This window comes from Glaciimonas immobilis (genome assembly GCF_011947285.1).
Lineage (GTDB): Bacteria > Pseudomonadota > Gammaproteobacteria > Burkholderiales > Burkholderiaceae_D > Glaciimonas > Glaciimonas immobilis.
In genome coordinates, this window is sequence record NZ_JAAOZT010000002.1 from 520,860 (window position 1) to 540,561 (window position 19,702).

Consider the following 19,702-nt stretch of genomic DNA (forward strand, 5'->3'; position numbering starts at 1 on the left):
AGTAAGGTAATCTGGCGGATTGTTTATGGGTGGGTAATCCCCCCATTTTTAAGATGCGCTAAAAGTAGAGGTTAAGCGGCCAGTACCAGTTTTTTGTTTTGGTGTGATGCCGCCCAGGCCCATATGAGGCCGATCATGATTGTAAGTCCATAGCCAGCTGGTAGCAAAATTTTGTACCTCATCAATCGAATCAAACAGATGATGGGCCAGCCAATCATAGCGTACGGTCCTGTTATAACGTTCGACATACGCGTTTTGCTGCAGATTGCCAGGCTGGATGAACTCGATGCTGATGCCCCGCTTGGTGGCCCACGCCGATGTGACGGCACTGATATATTCCGGCCCGTTATCACAGCGGATGGCCCTGGGCTTGCCGCGCCACTCGATGACTTGATTAAGTGCCCGGATCACCCGTTTCGAAGGCAACGAGAAATCGACTTCAATACATAACCCTTCACGGTTGAAGTCATCAATGACGTTAAACAACCGAATACTGCGTCCATCAGCGAGCTGGTCATGCATGAAGTCCATTGACCACATGTCATTGATCTTGGTGGGCACTGCCAATGCCAGCGGCACGTCGCGCACGATCCGCTGGCACGGCTTGATGCGCAGATTCAGCTCCAGAGCCCGGTAAATCCGGTAGACGCGCTTATGGTTCCATTTGAAGCCTTTGACGTTGCGTAGATACAGAAAGCACAAACCGAACCCCCAATTACGCTGATTACTCGTCAAACATACCAGCCAGTCGGCAATGACGGTGTTCTCAGAGGATAGTTTGGCGCAATAACGGTAACAGGTCTCGCTGATGCCAAAGGCCTGACATGCCACGCGAATCGTGACCAATCTGTTTGTAACCGACCACTGCGCCATCTCTCTTCGTTTGGAGGGCGCTACCACTTTTTTATTAGCGCCTCAGTAACGATATCTGCCTTCAGGCGTTCCTCTGCGTACATCTTTTTTAGTCGCCGGTTCTCATCTTCCAGTTCCTTCATCCGCGTCATCAGAGAGGCATCCATGCCGCCAAATTTGGAGCGCCACTTATAGAAGGTGGCAGTGCTGATGCCATGTTCGCGGCACAGGTCCGGTGCAGGACTGCCAGCTTCGGCCTGTTTCAAAATCTGCAGGATCTGGCTATCGGTAAAGCGTGATGTCTTCATGTAAAAAATCCTTAAATTGCATTTGAGGAAATTCTACTTTTAAACGCTATCTTTTGGTGGGGGGATTACCGCACGATGAAACGCTTGCCACCGCGCTTGTACATTGTTCCCACCGCCAGCAATGACATGATCAATCTTGCGGGATCGAGATGAATGACCGTGAAATAGTTATTGCCGCTCTTCGCTGACATAACGCCCGAAATTATCGTCTCCTGGTTGGTGCCCAGAAGTGTCGTGCCGATGAGCGATCCAGCTTCGAGACCACCAGCGTTTCCCCATCGCGTATCTGGGCGAGCAACGCTTTGAACGGGGGCCGCTGGCTGGCTGACACCTTCATCCGCAAACCAGTAATCCATCTTGTAACCGGCCTTCTCAATATCGAAGGTCTGATTGGCGGTCGTCTGGTCTTTGGTGCTGACACGGCTATAAGCGAAGGTCGACATGATTAATCCTTAAATTTGATTGTCCGTAGTAATCCATGCTTGTCCGGTGTCGTCCAAATATGTTCACTAACGGGTCAAATACATATGAACACGTTCAAAATATAAAAGGCTATATTTTGAACGCGTAAATCGTGTGGTTTTTGACTGTTCATATACTGTCGTTTTGAACAGCGTTATATCAATGAAAATATTATGCCTACAGGCAATATCAGGAAAAATAAATATTAGTAGGTTTTATAGTAATTTTCTTTGGCACAATTGAAAGGGCAATCTCTTGCTATGAAGGTAACTCACAGGAAATAAAAAAACTGTTATTTACCGAGAATAGAGAATAGTTAAAGAGAGACCAGTTATTCATACAATAAATATTTATAAATTCACTTGAGGGAATAATATGAAAACTTTCAATAAGTCGCTTGCTGCGGTCCTTATCTTATGCGCTGGCTCTACCGCCATGGCTAAATCTGTATCACTTAGTGATTTCGATACTAGTGCCACAACTATTCAAACCAGCAGCTTTGCTGCTGGAGCTACAACGCTAGTTTCACCAGAGGTTACTATTTCAAATGGAACGAACTATTTAGGTCGTTGGACTGGCACACAACTGAGTTACCTAGATACAAATACTGGGGGTCTTCTAGTTAAGTTTTCATCTCCCGTAGGAATGTTTGGTGCCGAATTTGTCGCTAACCATGTACCTGCAACTTTGTCGGTTTATTCAGCATCCAATATATTGATTGACTCAATTACGTTGGGACCTACTGGACTTAAAACCATAAACGGTTTTCCGACCGGTTTTTTAGGATTGGCTGAAACAAGTAAAAAAATTGATCATGCCGTATTTAGTACAACCATGGCTAGAAATAGCATTTATATCGGCCCTATCGTGTATCAAGAAGTTTCTTCGACTGTTAGTCCAGTACCTGAACCAGAAACCTACGCCATGCTAATGGGTGGCCTGGCGTTGATTGGCTGCATGGTCAGTCGTCGCAAGTCTTCATAATAATTAATTTTCTGTTGCAAGCACAGCCCCGCAAGGGGCTTTTTCACGCTTGGCGATTCGTTGACGGAGTAAATTGACGAAAGCGGAAAAGGCAGGCCAGCGGTTTTTGCTAGTCTTATCATTGTGATCAACGAATCGCCCCAATGTAACGAAAAAGCCTTAAGGAATTATTTTTGACAGTACCAGTAACAGTACGTTTAGATATTTAAAAGTAGAGAGTATTTGTTTATAAGGCGAAGACGAGATTATTAGATTCCCACCTTCCGAGAATAAATCCGCCGGTGTTTCAGGCAGACCAAAAACCCGTGATTTCATAGAGAAATCACGGGTTTTTTTGTCACCTACGGTTCAATATCATTCGTTTATATTCCCATTTCATATGCCGATACTTTGTGTACTCTGATCGAGCTCAGTTTTGCACGTCACGCCAGACAGTGACCACATCTTGGTACGTTATAAAAAGAAGGAGGCCAAGTTTCTCACCTTGAATCTGCCGTACGGTGTATTAAACTAACAGGCACTCAGTGCTAAAAAACATCATTGCCGGAAGTGGCTTACACGGGCTGACTAACGTGATGTATGGTGATGAAATGTGGTCGTCACTAGCCGACGGGCGGGCGCATTGATTAATCCATTATTAGCCCGGTGCTTCTCTATACAGCATCGGACAAATTGTTTTGGTAAATAAGGTGTGGCATAACCCTCTTACCAACTCGCATCAGGAGATTAACGTGACGGAACCGCGCAAAGGTCAGGCCCCTCCAGTGCTTAAAAGAGATGAGTTTCATCTTGAATTTCGACGCTCTTATATGGACCCTACGTTTGATGCGGTGAAAGCAGAAATTACTAAATTAGAGGAGGTGGCGTGGGAAAACTATATCAACGGCAATAAGTCGCCAATTACAACCAAAGCTGGCCCGGATTTTGATGTGCCTGATTATGATTTATCGCTGGAATGGAGAGAAATACGGGATAAATTAATTGTGGCCGAGGCAACGCAAAAAAATTCCGCCACTAAATCGAGGGTGTTACTGATTTGCGGCTCGGCACGTAATGATGGCAGTTGTCCTGGCGAAATATCCAAGACCTTTCGTTTAATAAAACTCGCAACCGAAACATTGGAAGCTGACGGTATAGAAGTCGATTTTCTGGATCTCAGTCTACTTATTTCGGCTTATGACAAACATATTTATCCGTGCAAGGGCTGTGCTTCTACTGCCATGCCTTTATGTCACTGGCCTTGTAGTTGTTATCCCAATCATGGTCAGCGTCAGACCAATGACTGGATGGCCGAGATTTATGAAAAATGGGTAGCTGCACATGCTGTTATTATCATGACCCCGGTATACTGGTACCAAGCACCTGCGGTCCTGAAGTTGATGATAGACAGGCTCGTTTGCGCGGACGGCGGCAATCCCGATCCGACGACGACGTTAGGAAAAAACGCGAAGAAAGCTAAGGAACTGGAGCTGAAAGGGTGGTCATACCCCAAGCATTTAGCTGGTCGCGCTTATGGCCTGGTAGTTCATGGCGATGTGGCGGGTATAGAAGGTGTGCGTCGGGGACTGTCGGATTGGCTGGATTGGATGGGCTTGCTTGATGCTGGTACATCCTCGCGATTAGATCGATTTATCGGTTATTACGAGTCCTATGCGGAAAGCCATGAGGTTTTAGATCGAGATGTGGCGGTGCAGCAGGAGGTGCGGAATGTTGCCAGCGCCGTTGCGAATGCCGTGGCTAAAATACGAGCAGGAGAATTCTCCCCTCCAGATGCCGATTTGCGGCGCCCCCGACCTAAATAAGCAATGAAATCAACGTGCCTTACTATCTTTCTTGATCTCACACCACCTTCCGCCTTTGAACAACAGCGCAGGACATCTGGCGGTGCAGCTATCAATTGGCCTTGATTCGCAGCTCGATCACACGGTCTGTACTTTCCTTGTGGTAGTGTTAAAGCCTTTCAGGAGAAATGTTTTCAATTTATTTGATAGAGCAATCTCAATATACTTGTACGTTAACGCCGACACCAAAATGGACAACACAAAAGCTACAGCGACCAATATCAAGCCGTAGTAATCCCAATCAAATATTGGTGTTCGTTTCAATATTTTCTCTACGATATTGTAAAGTTTGGTGTGTAACAAATAGACCGAAAATGAAATTTCCCCCGCAAACAGAATGCATTTCGGCCATACGACGGGAAAGCGCTTTTCGTACTCGACCAGCGACAATAACAAGAAAAAGCTCGGTATCATCCATCCCAAGGGTTTGTTCCCCCACATAAATCCGGTGGCATAACAGTAAATGAAAAATCCGGCACCGCTGGCTAGAAGGCAGGACCACACCAACCGGTGTTTGGCTGTCGACTTAAACGTATACACGTAGCCAATAAACACACCGAACAAGAATTCCAATAACATCGGATTGGTCGCGAGCTTCAGATAGGTATTCTCAAATGGGTAACCTATGTAAGTATTCAGTCCATGCCAGCCAAATAGGAGCGCGGGGATGAAGGTTAGCCCTGCGATTATCGTTATCAACGCGGCCCATTTCCATCGGCCACACGCAATGGCGATTGCGGCCAGCGCATAAAACAGCATCTCGTAGTTAAGCGTCCAGCCTACTAAAATGCTGGCGTAGCCGTACATTGGTCCGGTCTGACTGCCGTCCAGAGGGATGAATAACAGTGAACGGCCTACCTCGTATAGGGACTTTAATGTGTTGCCCGGGCTAAGCAACAGGATGATGTAATACAGGGGAATGACACGACAAATGCGCTTGACAATAAATTCGAGGCTGGACGAGGGGCCATCGTTGAGATTGTTAGCAACGTAAAAAGTAATGAAGCCGCTAATCAAAAAGAATAAATCGACGCCTATCGCACCATTTATAAACAGCGTGTCGCCAAGGGTGGGGAAGGTCAGATTGAGTGCTTCTCTGTAATGGAAGCCGACGACTAGAAGCGCTGCTATGCCACGCAGAGCCTGAATTGAATTAATAGTATTTTTTACAGCTAGCACTAGTGTTTCCTTTAAAAGTGCCAGAGGTCGGATACGCTAAAACGTCAGTGATATCTATACTCTGTACGTTATAGTTAAGCCGAATTGTAACTTATGCGATGAGATGATTTTCGGAATGGCGATGTGGCTTCACGCACTGGTGTTTTTTTTCTGAGAAATCCTGCCAATGTGAACGGTTTTACCAGCGGTATGTTTTGCGACATTTCTAGCGATGCGCATGATTTGAGCCCGCCCATCAGCATCCGCATTTAAGGAAAACGTTTGATTGCTCTCTCCGTAACCCCATTCCAGAAACGGAAATTGAAGCAAAAAATAAAACGCCGCAAAGAAGATTTTTATCGAAGTACTTATTCGTGCGTTGACCGTAGAAAACATTGACGCAATTGAAGTCGATCTCGGATAGCAGCGTGAGTAGGGCGCAAGTTGCATCTATTTGGCCAAGTTACGCCGCGTTTAGCAGTTCGTAATTCAGCCACCTTCACACACCATCCGCAGAAACAAACCGGCGCTGCCGCATCCATTTAGTCGCCACCCACTTTTCGCCGCGTTCAACCGGATTGCTTGCATGTAGCGAGCCGTGATCGACCTGATTGCGGCTGTTGCAATACTCGAAATAAACCGCGTTGCCGCGTTGGGGCGAGACGCTCCAGCCCGCTTGCGGGAAAATTGTCTCGCCGCCGGATGCCACGTCGTTCAGATACGTCACCATGGTGCTGACGCGCTGTCCGCTGCGGGCTATCGAGTTTTGATTGGCGGCGTTGGATGGGATCAAAAAATCAAAATGCGGCGCGCTCCCGGCACCGGTCGGATAGTGCAGAATTTGCAGGCCTTCGCCATTTTCAATAGGAAGGTTCATGGCTTCCGAAATACGTTTGTCCAGACGGGCGATCAAGCCGTTTTCCTGAAGTCGAAAAAACATGCCGAGACTGCTGCGTTGCCCGGTCACCACGTTCAGTCCCGTTGGGGGATCGACGACGGTGGAGCGGGTCAGGCGCGGTCGCGCCAAAGTAATGAGTTCTTCACACTCATCCGCACTGAGTAATCCTTCCAGTACCGCAAGCATCGGACGCGCAGCTCTTGCCGCGATACGTACCGAGCGGTCGGTGGTATGAAGCGTGGAGCCTGAGTGAAAAATAGGCGCCTCGTACACATAATCCGGCTCAGATGCTTGAGCTGATTGTCTGCCTGGCTGAGGTGCCTGCTGTGCGTCTTCAATGACGACCGAATCGACCGGTGGCGGTTGACCCGATTGCCGTGCCGTGACAAATGCAGCCACAATCGCGTGCGCTGCTTGTGCTGTCATTTGCTGCGCCTGCATCTCCTGGATCAATGCAGTCGGCGCGCAGCCTTGATTGAGGTTGTGCAGGATCCAGACGCTTAAATCGGGAGAAAAGTGAATAACAGTGCTCATCGTGTTTCAGGTTATGGATGGGTTAGCAGTTCTTTACAATAGCGTGGCTAAACAAATTATAAATTGACCGCAATCCATCCTTCATCGGTTTTATGAAAGCTTTCCTGCAGTTCCATGACACCCGCGCCGCCAACGATGCGGGCAACCATCGGAAAAACCTGCCGCACTGCGGCGTCTTCGGTCCAGGGTGCTGCTTCTATCTTATAGGTGTAGGTGACCACGGCTTCTTGCTGATCATTTGCGGTTTTTAGCATTTTCCATCCGACGACTTTGTCCAGACTAAGTTTGGCTGCACAAAAATCTCCTTGATGTACCTGTACGCTGCCGTCCGCAATCTGACTGCGCATTTCTTTGGTCAAATAATATTTTTTACCGGCGTCCGTCAGGTCGTAGCGTTTGACGTCGACCTTATGAAGCGTATCGGTTTCCGACTCTTTTAGGTCGACTGATGCTATCGATAACCGGACCAGACCAACTTTTTCCAGTACCGGCATTTGCAGCGCGTTTCTGCCTTTGGTATCTATGTCATGCTGGGAGACGTCAATAGGCCACGTGTATTTGGCGAGGCAAAGATCACCTTTTTTTTCCAGATAGGTGTTCATGCCGACGGTCATATTTTGCAGATTCGCATCCGATTTGGTGCTGCAGCCAGTGACTGCAAGAATGCAGACGGTACCGATAAGTGTTTTATTCATTTTAATGATAACGATTAAAGTTGATTTTGTTTAGTTCGCGCAGGTCGCGGACGTTGGTGTTTTTGCTGGATCGTAATCATCGCTTAACGTGCCAAGAAAGCAGATCAGGTCAGCGACGTTTTGATCCGACATCGGCGGTGCGCTGCCCGCTGCCCGCCCGTCGAGTGGTAGCTGGGTGTCTATATTGGTCCGGTAGGCTGCCTTTAGATCGTTGTACTTTTGCACCTTACCGCCTACATATTGGGTCTTGATCAAGCCATAAGTTGGGAAGTTTTTATCGTTAACGCGTTTGGCAACGCCGCCGACGGTTGGATACCAAATTTGCGGGATCGTGTCGCGGGTGTTATAGAACTGGATTACCTGCTGCAACGAATGCATCACCCCGTTATGAAAAAATGTCGTGCGTGTAGCGACATTGCGCATGCTTGGTGCTTTAAACATGCCGCAGAATGGGTTAGGTGCGTCTGTGCTGATCGGTAGGTGATCGGTTCTGATGGTGCCGCACACGCCCATATCAAAATACGCTGGATCACTGTTTGCAGGGATGGCAGGGTTGCGTGGCACACTGATCGCCTCGTAAGAAAAATCGGTGAACAAAGCCGAGCTGCCATTAAGACCGGCACCTTGATAATGGCAAGATGCGCAATTTCCTGTCTTGGGATCGGAAAATACATTTAAGCCGCGGCTTTCGGCAACGGTTAACGTGCCGCCAATTTTATTGCCGGCATACAGGTCAAACTTGCTGTTGTAAGGGTGAAAGCTAACATCTTCTAGTTGAAAGGCTTGTAGCGCGGCGGTTGCGTTAGTGAATGCGGCGTCGGTGTTGGCAAACGCAGTGCTACCGAAGGCTTGCAAGAACAGCGGCGCGTAAGTAGAGGTGCGGATTTTAGCGACGACATCAGCGGGACGCGTGTTGGCCATTTCGTGCGGATCCATCAGCGGAATTTTTGCTTGTTCTACCAGGCTATTGGCGCGGCCATCCCAATTGAAGCCGCCGCCTGGACCGGGCACGCTGATGCCGTCCGGGTTGTCCAGCAAATCCGCATAAGCGGGTGTGTTCTCTTTATAGCGCAATGACGGAACTGCTCTGGCACCGCCATCGGTGAGAGTCGGTCCGCCGAGTTGCACGGCCAGATCGTTTGGCGGGCCGTAGGCAAATTTTGGATCGTGGCAAGTCGCGCAGGCCATTTTTCCCGAACCGGATAAGGTGCGGTCAAAAAACATCTGTTGCCCTACCTGGGCCGCCAAACTGAGCGATTTAGCCGATTTAGCCGATTTAGCCGATTTGGCGGGCGCGGCTGCGGGCATTACATTCTTAACGCCATTATTACTGCCGCTGCAAGCGACGAGGACTATTACTATCGCGCTAATCAATATAAAAAGATTTTGTCGCATAACGTTGCTACGCTGCATTAAAAGAACGCTCCCAGCTAAAATAAACAAAAGTGAAACAAGAAAATGTTTCACTTTATAGAGACAAAATATAATGCCCCGGAACGCTATCCACTCCGGGGCTGGTCCTGCTATTTCTTCAATGCCCAGACGTTGGCCTGGGTTGCATCCGGACCGAGTTGTGCTGCCACGCTCACGTCTGCCGATTGCTTGCCGGTGTAGCTGGCTGGTGCTATAAAGGCGTGATTGATCGGACGTACAGAGTCAAAGTGGGTATCAGCGCTACCGGCATATTCTGGCAAATTAAGAATATTGGCTGAGACAAATTTCTCTGAATACTTTGAACGATTCATGTACGACGCGTCGACAGCCGGATCGGCCAGCTGGAACATGTCCTGCAAAGTACGTACAAATGAAAAGTGGCTATAAGCGTCGCTATCCACGATGCCGGTAGGTGCGCCAGTCTGATTGGTTAGGATGCCAAAAATACTTTCGCCATGGCCGCGATTGCCACGTGTATAAGCGGTGACGGAGTTGTCAACGGACCATGTGCCATCCGGGTTTTGTGTTAATGGATTGGCGACGGTACTATTGCCCGGATTCCAGCCGCAGCACGAGTTGAACCCTGCGGTGGCGTTACCTTCATCAAACATCAAGACGATGGCGATGCGCGCTTGCGGGTTTTTCCACATCGCCGATGCCTGGATTTTTTTGACCACGGCATCTACGTAGTTATCACCACGCGTAATGATCGCGCCGCCGGTAGCGACCGCGACGTTATTGGCGACGCTGCTGCAATCGGAGGCGGTGACCTGATTGGGATTATTGCCGACGGTGCCTTTGACGGTAATACCGTGCATGTCGTCACACTGATCGGGCATCAGGAAATTGATGCTACCGACGTTGCCGCTGGCCAGATCGGTTGACAACTGGTCAAAATCATAGCCAGCCGGAATTTTGTAGTCCAGACTATTTTTAAGGTTGGCGTCCCACTGACCCCCACCCAACGTACGATTGCTGTAATTAAACTCTGGTGCGCTGCGGACGTTTTGATACGCCATGCCGGGGTGATGCTTGGTCCGATACAAATTCGCCGGTAGCGGGAGGTTTAAGCTCGGGGTGCCGACGGTTGCGGTATTGCCGCCTAGCGTGCCGGGTGGATAGACGTTGTCCTGCGCGATCACCGCAGCATCGGCTACGCTGTCAGTGCGGAAGTCTTGGCCGGGATTTAGCGATTCGCTATAAGTACGCCATGTCAGGCCAGCGGAAGTCAGCGCGTTAAACAAATTGGGCTTATCGACAATATTGTGCGCTGCCCCGCCTGTTAAGCAGTTAGTCGGTGCGACAGGATTCGCGACAAAGGGCGATTTTGCAAGACCAGGCTGCGTATTGTCCGGTAGCGGTAAGTCCTGTGGTGCATTGGCACCGGTGGAGCCACAGTTCCACTGATTGTCATCGACAATGCCGAAATCGTCGGCGCCGCCAAGTGCGGTGTAGTTCGGCTCGCTCGGATTGCCGGTTGCGTAGTAGCTACTCAACTGGTTACCGGCTTTTAGATAGCCGTTAATTTTAGGTGCATAGGCGGAGTTAAGGATCGACGATGTCGCCTTGTTTTCTAGCATGACGATAAAGATATGGTCATAGCGCGGAATGCCTTCCACATTAAAAGCAGCCTGCTGGGATTGCAGAAAGGTGATTGGCGCACGCGTATCGGTTGTCATCGCAGTGGCTGCCGTGACGTTGGCTTGACCCTTTAAGCGTGGATCGCCGCCGGAGACTGCTAGCGCGTCCGGAAACAAATCTCCGCGATCCAGCTTGGTGATGGCGAACGCAAACCGGTTAGTCAACGCATTGGACTCGTTCATCATCGCTGTTTGCGCGGTGCCGTTAACGCCATTGATATCACTCAGAAGGCTAGTCAACGGCACGCCAAGACGGGTCGCCAGATTTTGTTTTTCTATGGCGTAGGTGCTGTTGTTAGCTTCAATCAGACGGGCTACTTCTGAAGAGAGTGGGCTGACGACAATGGCTTTGCCTTGCTCAGTCACTTGATCTAGTGAGGCCCGAAAAACGGTGCGCTTACTGACTTTCACGCCAGTTGCTGTATTGATAGCGGTAGTGCCAGTATCGACCAGAAGCGATTGGGGGAAAGCGCTGGTGATACTGAAATTGCCTTTGGCGTCGGTAACGACCGGGTTTTCGCTGGCATCGCACTTGCCGTTATTATTAGCATCAACGCAAACCATCGCACCTTGATAGTAACCGACCAAAAATGTCGGGTCAGTAGCGCTGCCTGATTTGAAAGCACTGGAGGTCACTACGCCTGTCATCTGTACGCTGCCCGGTCCCGGGTTACCATTACTACAACCTACCAGCACGGCGGCTGCGGCAATTATAGTCAAAGATAAATTAAACGTATTTCGTTTTGCGACTATCATGCCATGCCCTTTTAGATTCCGATTGTGCTTCGAATAACTGATTCAGGCGGATTTTGACAGTTCTCGTATGAAAATTTATGAAGATTTGATGACATTTGCTGGGATGAGGTGTCCGCCCTACGGTGATTCGAGAAATATTTGATGGGATAAAACCGTAGTAAGGCGAATAGTGAAATATTCGAGGGTAGCGCATGGGTTTTTGGAGGTAGCCAAAACTTTTTGAGCCATTAGGGGATAATAGATGGTTATCAGTTTGGAATTACTGTTATATAAACGGCACTCAGAGGATTTTTCGTCGCCAAGCGTAGAGTAGAAGACGAATTAAAAGACGGTTGATTGCATCACATTGGATATGCGGCGCCATCTATTTGGTAAAGATCGGTATAGACTACAATCCTGCTTAACGCGATGTTAGGGAGACTTCTTGACTTGTCGCTTACCGGACTCTATCGCTAACGATCCCACTGCGCTTCGTTGTTGGATCAGTAAATAGTTGTATTAATATAGTGTGAATTAAAATTAAAACTATGCCTATGGAATCAAAAATGCACAGCGACCAACCCATTCAACATGCAGTCATTTTATTGCACGGTTTATGCGGTTCGGGGTTGGAAATGGGCTCAATACCCAAGGCGCTACGAAAAAATGGCTGTGCCGTCATAGAGTTACTGATACCGAATTACTCTGCAGGACACGTGGATCCCGATGTCACACCGCATTGGGAGGATTGGTGTGCAGTGGTTGATAGCGAGATCACGCGGCTTAAAGCAAACTTTAAAACTGTTTCTATATGTGGCCTGAGCATGGGGGCAACGCTCGCATTGGCGGTCGCATCGCGCAGTACCGAGGCAATTGCCATCGTTGCGCTGTCACCGGTACTTCGTTATGACGGATGGTCGATACCCTGGTATCAGCATTTAATGCAAATCCCCTTTTTCCTGGGATATAAAAACTGGTCCCATAAAGAAGGTGAGCCCTATGGCATCAAAAACTTTGATATGCGACGACGCGTTGCCAACGCGCTGAAAAAAGATGGCGTGGCAGCGGTAGGCGCGGCAGCGATCCCCGCGCGACAACTCCGCGGTGCGCATCTTATGATGGCTTATGTGCGCAAATCGCTTAAAAAAGTAAAAACCAATATATTAGTGATTCACGCTATTGATGATGAAACTGCGTCACCTAAAAATCCCGAGTTGATTCTTGAGAAGGTGAGTTCGGAGATGCGGAAGGTGATCTGGCTTGGTGATTGTTATCATATTATTACCGTGGATAACGAACGTGAAATCGTCACAAATGAAACGGTACAGTTCCTGATGAAAAATATTGAGATGCATTTAAAGGATATTTCTTACAGGGAATTAAATAATCACTCGCCTCTGAAAGATCGTCGCGGATAAAAACCGGGAATCGTTGGCCGATTTTCGTTATTACTACCATGCAGTTAATTATTTAAAGATTGTAATGAAATTAAAAAATAGTAGGACCTGGAAACAGAGTGGGCTTAATTCGATCGGGATCTGTTTACTGGGCTTTGCTTTAACGTTCTGCTTACGATTCGTATTGAACGATATATTGGATGAATCGATGTCCATGCTGTTTTTTGCGATCAATTGTATCGTGATGGCGTGCTTTTTCGGATTCTGGCATTCGACGGGATTACTGGCGATTAGTCTTCCCACAGCTTTCTATTTTTTTAGAAAGCCGTACTCTTCCTTCGAGATGCTCGTGGTGAAGGATATTTATATAATTATCATATATGCAACAATAATTTTATTGGCATCTTGGATCATAGAGTGGCTTCAGCGAGAGCGCTATGCAGCAGTTCTATTGCAGCGGGTGTCAGAAACCCGCTATCAGTTGTTGATCGAATCAGATCAAGCCCGTAGGGTTGAGCAGACCAGAAATTCTGCGGCCTGAGCGATGGTTACCAACGGGCAGAGCGCTGGCTTGGGACTGCGGCGCGAAGTCAATCACCTATTGTGCCGCTGGTGCCGCTGTGAGTGGCGCTGTCAGTGGCGCGAGCAGGCGTTGCTTAATCGTTCGGAGCAAACTGTGGTATTGAACGGTGGAGAGGTTGCCGGGGCTCCCGTTTCTTGCTGAAGCCGATCCTTAGTTATCCGCCGCGCCATAGGCCAAAATTCACGCTGTTCCAACGTCATGCAGACTCATTTTATAAACCATTCCATGCGATAGAAGCAAACTTTTTATAGCCGTGCGTTAAAATGATGCTTGCTTTAGGACGCCGATAATAGATAGATGTTTAACAGGAATCGCAATGAGTAATGGCTTAACCGTTTTATCAAAAGATGAGTACGACGCGCTGGCGCAAATCGCCCGCCCCCGCCGTGGTCAAGAGACTGCTTGTGTAGCGCGCAACGCTAAGCGCCTTTCCGGGCTGAAATACGTAGCTTATGGAAAAAATGGACAACTGGCCCTGACTGAAAAAGGTGAGCAAACGTTGTTTGTGAAGAGTTGCATCGAAGGCTTGCGCGCTATTTCCACTGATCCCCTGGCACCGCTTGAGGCAGATGTTGAAGCTTTCCTAGGCAGAAAAGGACACATTGTGCTGGCAACCGCTGGCGCTGGATTTGAAATCACTGTGCGTGGCCGTGAAAGTCTGGCTGACATTGACTCTAACGCTGGTTAGTTTGATAAGCAATAGTGAAGCAATTGTGCGACGCCTGGCGTTGGACCATAATAAGGAATACGTATGTCCTGTGATGCATGCAATGCAATAGAATTAAGAAAGCGCAAGGGCTTGGGTCACGCCAGGCTGATGCCTGTCGGCGAGCCGGTCAAAGTGCGCAATATGGGGCAACCCGCTGTAATCATGACGCATTATGTTTGTGAAGATTGCGGTATAAAATGGCAGTACGAGGATGATAGACGCGACGTTTATGCTGGATGGTCTATTGAAGCCTGAGCGTAAAAGTTAAGCACGAAAATGATGTTGAGACGGCTGGAGGACAAAGTGGCGATAAACCAACAAAATCCCGATCAAGAAGATTCAAATTTATCATCGCGACAGGACTGTACTCCTGCCGAACTTAAAGACGCCGCGCCACCCGCCGCGCATCCGCAACATGTGTTGCATCAAGTCGCAATAGAGGCGGATGGTTCTGAAGATCCTGGCGCGTGTATTGAGTACATGGTGGAGTCCCAGGCAGAAAGTGGGAGTAGTTTGCAACCAACTTCTAACACGACCACGACTGCTGATAAGCCGGAAGCGATTTTGCCCATCGTGCCGGTATCGTCAAAAGCCTCGGCCACTCCGGGTAAGTAACAGATTAATGGTGTTTCAGATCACGGCGCTAACAAAAATCGCGACTGTTAGTCTGTAGTTGACCAAGTAATGCAGATAAATCCACCAGTCGTTTAGCGACCAAATGACTAACCTTGTCTTTGGTTTGCCACACCCCATACACACCGAGAAGTGAAGCGCTAAGCAATTCTTTACGTTGCTTGTCTACTAAGGACGGCCAGACGATGACATTGATCGAGCCCGTCTCATCTTCGATAGTGACAAACATCGTTCCATTGGCGGTCCCGGGGCGTTGGCGTACCGTGACAATCCCGCAACCGCGTGCCAGTTGATCGTTGGCAAATGTGTTCAGAACATCGGCAGGAACAAATCGTTTGGCGCTCAGTTGTTTGCGCAAAAAAGATAGTGGATGACGACCAAGTGTCAGTCCCAAGGTGCGGTAATCGTTAACCAGACTTTCGGCCTCGCTTGGGGTAGTAAGCAATAGCGGTGGCTCTGCTACTTTTGCCGTTTTAAGTAAATCCTTATCCGGTGCACTCACCAATGATTGCCATAATGCCTGACGACGATTGCCGGACATGGCGATCAATGCGTTGGAGGCTGCCAGCGCCTGTAACTGATCACGCTTTAGGTTGGCGCGTACTGCCATGTCGTGAATGTCGTTAAATGGCCGGATAGCACGGGCAGCTTCAATGGCTGCGACGCTATCGGCGCTCAGACCGCGCACCAGATTGAGTCCCAGTCGAACCGCGCGGCGCGTTGCACCGGGTTGGGATGAAATTTCGAGCGTTGCCTCCCAATTACTGATAGTGACATCAACCGGCAGCACTTCAACGTCATGACGTCGCGCATCTTGGGTCAGTTGCGATGGCGAATAAAATCCCATCGGCTGACTATTCAGCAGAGCGCAAAGAAAAGCTTCAGGCTCATGGCACTTTAACCACGCACTGGCATAGGCCAGTAAAGCAAAGCTGGCGGCATGACTTTCAGGAAAGCCATATTCACCAAAACCTTGAATCTGGCTATAGATCGCTTCAGCATAGGACTTATCGTATTTATTATTGGCGGTCATGCCGTTAATTAATTTTTCTCGATATTTTTCAAGTCCGCCTTTGCGCTTCCACGCCGCCATTGCACGGCGCAGACCGTCCGCCTCACCGGGCGTGAATCCAGCTGCAATGATGGCAATTTGCATGACTTGTTCCTGAAAAATCGGGATGCCTAAAGTCCGCCCTAAAGCCACCTTTAATTCATCATTAGGAAGTGTGTCTTTCTCTTGATTTTGCTTTCGTCGCAGATACGGATGGACCATCCCGCCCTGAATAGGGCCGGGCCGCACGATAGCGACCTCAATCACCAGATCGTAAAATGTTCTCGGCTGCAAGCGCGGCAGCATGCTCATTTGAGCGCGGCTTTCAATCTGGAACACGCCGACCGTGTCGGCCTTGCAGATCATGTCGTAAGTAGGCGTATCTTCAGGAGGAATGTCGCGCAGTTCAAAAGGTTCGCCGCGTTGTTGTGCCACCATAGCCAGCGCACGTCGCAGCATGGTGAGCATGCCAAGGGCAAGTATGTCGACTTTGAGTAAGCCCAGCGCATCCAGATCGTCTTTGTCCCATTGCACTACGCTGCGATCTTTCATCGTCGCGTTTTCGATGGGCACCATGCGCGATAATTTGCCGCGTGAAATCACAAATCCGCCAGGATGCTGAGACAGATGGCGCGGAAAACCCAATAACGACTGCGACAACGCGGCCCATTGTTGTGCCACGGCTGATTGCGGATCAATCCCGCATTCGATAAAACGTTGATCCAGATTGTGTTTGTCGTCCCACCAGCGATGTGATTTGGCGACCTGATCAACGATACCAAGATCAACGCCAAGTGCCTTGCCGACATCGCGGAGAACACTGCGCGGACGATAGCTGATCACGACAGCGGTGAGCGCGGCGCGTAATCTTCCGTATTTATTATAGATATACTGGATGACTTCTTCACGTCGCTGATGTTCAAAATCTACATCAATGTCGGGCGGTTCATTGCGTTCTTTGCTTATAAAACGTTCAAATAATAGCGTGCTGCGGTCCGGGTCAACCGCGGTAATGCCAAGGCAATAACACACGGCCGAATTGGCGGCAGAACCGCGACCCTGACAAAGAATATCCTGACTGCGGGCAAATTGAACGATGTCATATACCGTTAAAAAATAAGACGCATAGCCGAGATCGTTAATCAGGTCGAGTTCTTGTTCCACTTGTTTTTGGACCTTGAGCGGGATCCCTTCTGGAAATAAATGATGCGCCCCGATATAGGTTTCTTGCCGTAGATAAGTGGTGGGCGTCTGTCCTGCCGGGACCAGTTCGTCAGGATATTCGTAACGTAATTCATTCAATGAAAAAGTACACAGGCGGGCTATCTCCATTGTTGCTGCCAGAGCTGCCGGGGAGTAAAGATTTGCCAGACGCAATCGGGTGCGCAGGTGTTGCTCTGCGTTAGGTGCCAACGCGTAGCCGCAAGCCGAGACTGGCCGCCCCAGACGGATAGCGGTCAAGGTGTCCTGTAATGGTTTGCGGGACCGTACATGCATGCAGACATCACCGGTTGCGACGATGGGGATCATCAGCTTATTTGCGACCATTTCAACGGTAGCACGATGCTGATCATCATCGGCCCGATGAAGTAATGTCAGGCCCATCCATCCCCGTTGCGGAAAAGTGTTACGTAGCCATTCTGCCTGAGTAGCGAGTGTGTCGGCGTCGATGCCGTGAGTTGCCAATAGTATGACCAGGCAATCCGGCAGATTGCGCAGATGGGCGTAGGCGTGCTCGTCTTCTAGTGGCTTTTTGGTAGAGTCGGGACTGCTCAGATCATCGGCACTAAGGCGGTAAGTACCTTTGATGGCGCGGGTGCGGGCCAACGTTATCAACTCTGACAGATTGCCATAGCCCTCGCGATTTTGTGCCAAAACGATGATCGAAAAAGTCGGATTGCTCTCATGATCCATTAACTGAAATTGACTGCCGATGATGAGATGAAGCTGTTGTTCCCTGGCTTCGGTATGGGCCCGGACGACACCTGCCAGCGAACACTCATCAGTGATGGCGAGTGCGCGGTAACCGCATTTTGCCGCTCGAGCAACCAGTTCCTCTGGATGGGACGCACCGCGCAGAAAGCTGAAATTGCTGGCGCAATGAAGCTCGGCGTAGTCAGGAAGTATCGATTTTGGGGAGGTGTTGTACATTTTTTGGTGCAGAAGAGTGCTGCAGTCTTAATTTGTTTGTATGAAGAAAAAAGAAATCTATTTGTAATAGGGTGAAATAAGCTTAAAAAATCGTGCAATTATTTACCGCAAAAATTCGTGCAATTAGCGATAAATATTCAGGCAAATAATCCATGTAAAAACCAGCTGATTTCTTCTCCTGCACGTTCTCGATACACCCAATAACGCGCCGCTTCACTGCCTTCTGCAATAAAGTAATCGCGCACGGCCAGACCTTCGTCCCACCATCCGGCTTCTATTCTTTCCGGCCCTGATAGCAGCCTCAAGGGTGATCCATAAAATGGTCGATGGTCGCGCACCAGAAGCGCTAACGGTTGTTGTAATAGCCAGAATGGCCGTGGGCTGAGTCGTTCCTGGGTGCTCTGCGCAGGCTTATTCGTCATCTGGTTACTGGCAGCTTGCCAGCTATTGGCTATTTCTGGCCGATGGTCGGCGAATGCGGCTGGCATTAATACATTTTCTGCGCCGAGGCGGGCGTTTAATAGTTCTAACAAGCGATGATAGTCCGCTGTGGTGCCACCGGGTTCAGGAAATAATGATGCGGTAGGCGGCAACATCGCCGTGACGTGGGTGACATTCAAACGCAGCGCAATGATAGGTGCGCTCAGCTGAAAGCGGTTGAGGCGTTCTTTTAACAGCCGTAACAAATGTTCTTCATGCCACGCAGGTTCGGCCAATGTTATTTCCAGAGTACTGGGATCAATCGCCTGCCGTCCGCGTTCATGCACCATTGACAGCACAAAACCGGAGATCGCCAGTTGCTGCGCAGCCAGCCACCCGATCAGTTGCTGGATTAAACGGCGCGTACCGTACAAGACCGCTTCTGCGTGTTCAATCCTATCCGGCAATTCCAGATATGCCGAGAATTCTTTCGGCGCTTGCACCCATTCAAACATTTCCGGTGCAATGCCAGCGGCACAATCGAGCGCTTCCAGTATGCGTTTGTCGCTGCGACGTTGTAATCCGGCGCGGGGTAATTTACGCAAGTCTCCCAGCGTACGGCAACCGATTCCTTCGAGCCACTCCTGATAAGGTCGGGCGGCGGGCAGTATAGAAAATGGCAATGCTTCAATGTAACGAATCTGCGTTTCAATACGGACACAGCGACGTTGTTTGCGCAAAGGGGAGTGCGCCAGATAGCGCGCTAAAAACCACGCCCCCTGAGCTGTTGGTCCCATGCTGATGTGCGCTGTGAAACCAAGCGCATCAATACTTGCACGCACCCGGTGACATAGCATTAACCGGCCACCAAAAGCACTCAGGCTGGCGCTGATGTTAATTAGCAGGCTGGCTTCTTCTGCATGCGTGACCTCTGGTGTGTATTGCAATAAGGTGAGTGCGATTGCATCCAGCGCACTTTGCTCCTTTAAGAGGGAGCGCTCACAAAGCGCGGTGAGGGGTGCGATTGCCATTACGCCGCCGCGTCGCATCCCGTGGCGTATGCCGCTAGCGGCAGCCTCTGCTGTCATCGTCAATACTTGTTCGTGATCCATTACAGCCAACAAACCAGGCGCAGACCAGCGCGGGCGCAAGGATTCCAGCGGCAATAATGAAAGGTGTACACCGATCCATAAAGGCATGACATTAACCTCCTAAGT

General features: G+C 49.4%; 15 protein-coding genes. 6 read left to right on the forward strand and 9 right to left on the reverse strand.

The genetic code is table 11. From position 1 onward, the window contains the following. Nucleotides 1-48: 48 nt before the first annotated feature. Together HAV38_RS04705 and HAV38_RS21595 are read right to left on the reverse strand one after the other, a co-directional pair. Nucleotides 49-1,160 (reverse strand): IS3 family transposase gene (locus HAV38_RS04705; protein ID WP_168052848.1). Its coding sequence is split into 2 segments (ribosomal slippage): nucleotides 49-908 and nucleotides 908-1,160, totalling 1,113 coding nucleotides; the frame shifts between segments, so codons are not numbered across the junction. A 65-nt stretch (nucleotides 1,161-1,225) separates the two neighbouring features. After that, nucleotides 1,226-1,603 (reverse strand): recombinase family protein, encoded by a 378-nt coding sequence (locus HAV38_RS21595; protein WP_184013370.1) that lies wholly within the window; start codon nucleotides 1,601-1,603, stop codon nucleotides 1,226-1,228. Between the two features lie 394 nt (nucleotides 1,604-1,997). On the opposite strand from HAV38_RS21595, the gene HAV38_RS04715 reads away from it, so the two are divergent. Both HAV38_RS04715 and HAV38_RS04720 read left to right on the forward strand, forming a co-directional pair. Further along, a complete protein-coding gene (locus HAV38_RS04715; RefSeq protein ID WP_209216608.1) occupies nucleotides 1,998-2,606 on the forward strand; it encodes a PEP-CTERM sorting domain-containing protein in 609 nt (202 codons plus the stop codon). 731 nt (nucleotides 2,607-3,337) lie between these two features. After that, on the forward strand, nucleotides 3,338-4,408 hold the full coding sequence (locus tag HAV38_RS04720; RefSeq protein ID WP_168052850.1) for a flavodoxin family protein: 1,071 nt from the start codon (nucleotides 3,338-3,340) through the stop codon (nucleotides 4,406-4,408). A 117-nt stretch (nucleotides 4,409-4,525) separates the two neighbouring features. Here the strand turns inward: HAV38_RS04720 and HAV38_RS04725 are convergent, their stop codons facing one another. The 5 genes from HAV38_RS04725 to HAV38_RS04750 form a co-directional block, all read right to left on the reverse strand. Next, nucleotides 4,526-5,626 carry an acyltransferase family protein gene (locus HAV38_RS04725; RefSeq protein WP_168052852.1) on the reverse strand — a complete coding sequence of 367 codons (1,101 nt, stop codon included), beginning with the start codon at nucleotides 5,624-5,626 and terminating at the stop codon, nucleotides 4,526-4,528. 478 nt (nucleotides 5,627-6,104) lie between these two features. Further along, on the reverse strand, nucleotides 6,105-7,037 hold the full coding sequence (locus HAV38_RS04735; RefSeq protein WP_168052856.1) for a 2OG-Fe(II) oxygenase: 933 nt from the start codon (nucleotides 7,035-7,037) through the stop codon (nucleotides 6,105-6,107). A gap of 56 nt (nucleotides 7,038-7,093) precedes the next feature. Next, nucleotides 7,094-7,732 (reverse strand): hypothetical protein, encoded by a 639-nt coding sequence (locus HAV38_RS04740; RefSeq protein WP_168052858.1) that lies wholly within the window; start codon nucleotides 7,730-7,732, stop codon nucleotides 7,094-7,096. Between the two features lie 30 nt (nucleotides 7,733-7,762). Continuing rightward, a complete protein-coding gene (locus tag HAV38_RS04745) occupies nucleotides 7,763-9,127 on the reverse strand; it encodes a cytochrome-c peroxidase (RefSeq protein WP_168052860.1) in 1,365 nt (454 codons plus the stop codon). 128 nt (nucleotides 9,128-9,255) lie between these two features. Continuing rightward, nucleotides 9,256-11,562 carry a phosphoesterase gene (locus HAV38_RS04750; protein ID WP_168052862.1) on the reverse strand — a complete coding sequence of 769 codons (2,307 nt, stop codon included), beginning with the start codon at nucleotides 11,560-11,562 and terminating at the stop codon, nucleotides 9,256-9,258. 545 nt (nucleotides 11,563-12,107) lie between these two features. Between HAV38_RS04750 and HAV38_RS04755 the strand changes: the two genes are divergently transcribed. From HAV38_RS04755 to HAV38_RS04770, 4 genes are all read left to right on the forward strand, one after another. Beyond that, on the forward strand, nucleotides 12,108-12,959 hold the full coding sequence (locus tag HAV38_RS04755; RefSeq protein WP_245182191.1) for an alpha/beta hydrolase: 852 nt from the start codon (nucleotides 12,108-12,110) through the stop codon (nucleotides 12,957-12,959). Between the two features lie 64 nt (nucleotides 12,960-13,023). Beyond that, nucleotides 13,024-13,479: a DUF4118 domain-containing protein gene (locus HAV38_RS04760; RefSeq protein WP_168052866.1), complete on the forward strand. Its 456-nt coding sequence runs from the start codon at nucleotides 13,024-13,026 to the stop codon at nucleotides 13,477-13,479. A 358-nt stretch (nucleotides 13,480-13,837) separates the two neighbouring features. Continuing rightward, a complete protein-coding gene (locus HAV38_RS04765; RefSeq protein WP_168052868.1) occupies nucleotides 13,838-14,209 on the forward strand; it encodes a hypothetical protein in 372 nt (123 codons plus the stop codon). Nucleotides 14,210-14,533: 324 nt separating this feature from the next. After that, the gene (locus tag HAV38_RS04770) at nucleotides 14,534-14,845 is read left to right on the forward strand and encodes a hypothetical protein (protein ID WP_168052870.1); all 312 of its coding nucleotides are present in this window, start codon (nucleotides 14,534-14,536) and stop codon (nucleotides 14,843-14,845) included. A 28-nt stretch (nucleotides 14,846-14,873) separates the two neighbouring features. Here the strand turns inward: HAV38_RS04770 and HAV38_RS04775 are convergent, their stop codons facing one another. Both HAV38_RS04775 and HAV38_RS04780 read right to left on the reverse strand, forming a co-directional pair. Then, a complete protein-coding gene (locus HAV38_RS04775; protein ID WP_168052872.1) occupies nucleotides 14,874-18,065 on the reverse strand; it encodes an error-prone DNA polymerase in 3,192 nt (1,063 codons plus the stop codon). A gap of 137 nt (nucleotides 18,066-18,202) precedes the next feature. Further along, entirely contained in the window at nucleotides 18,203-19,684 is a 1,482-nt protein-coding gene (locus tag HAV38_RS04780; protein WP_168052874.1) for a Y-family DNA polymerase, read from the reverse strand. Nucleotides 19,685-19,702: the final 18 nt, after the last annotated feature.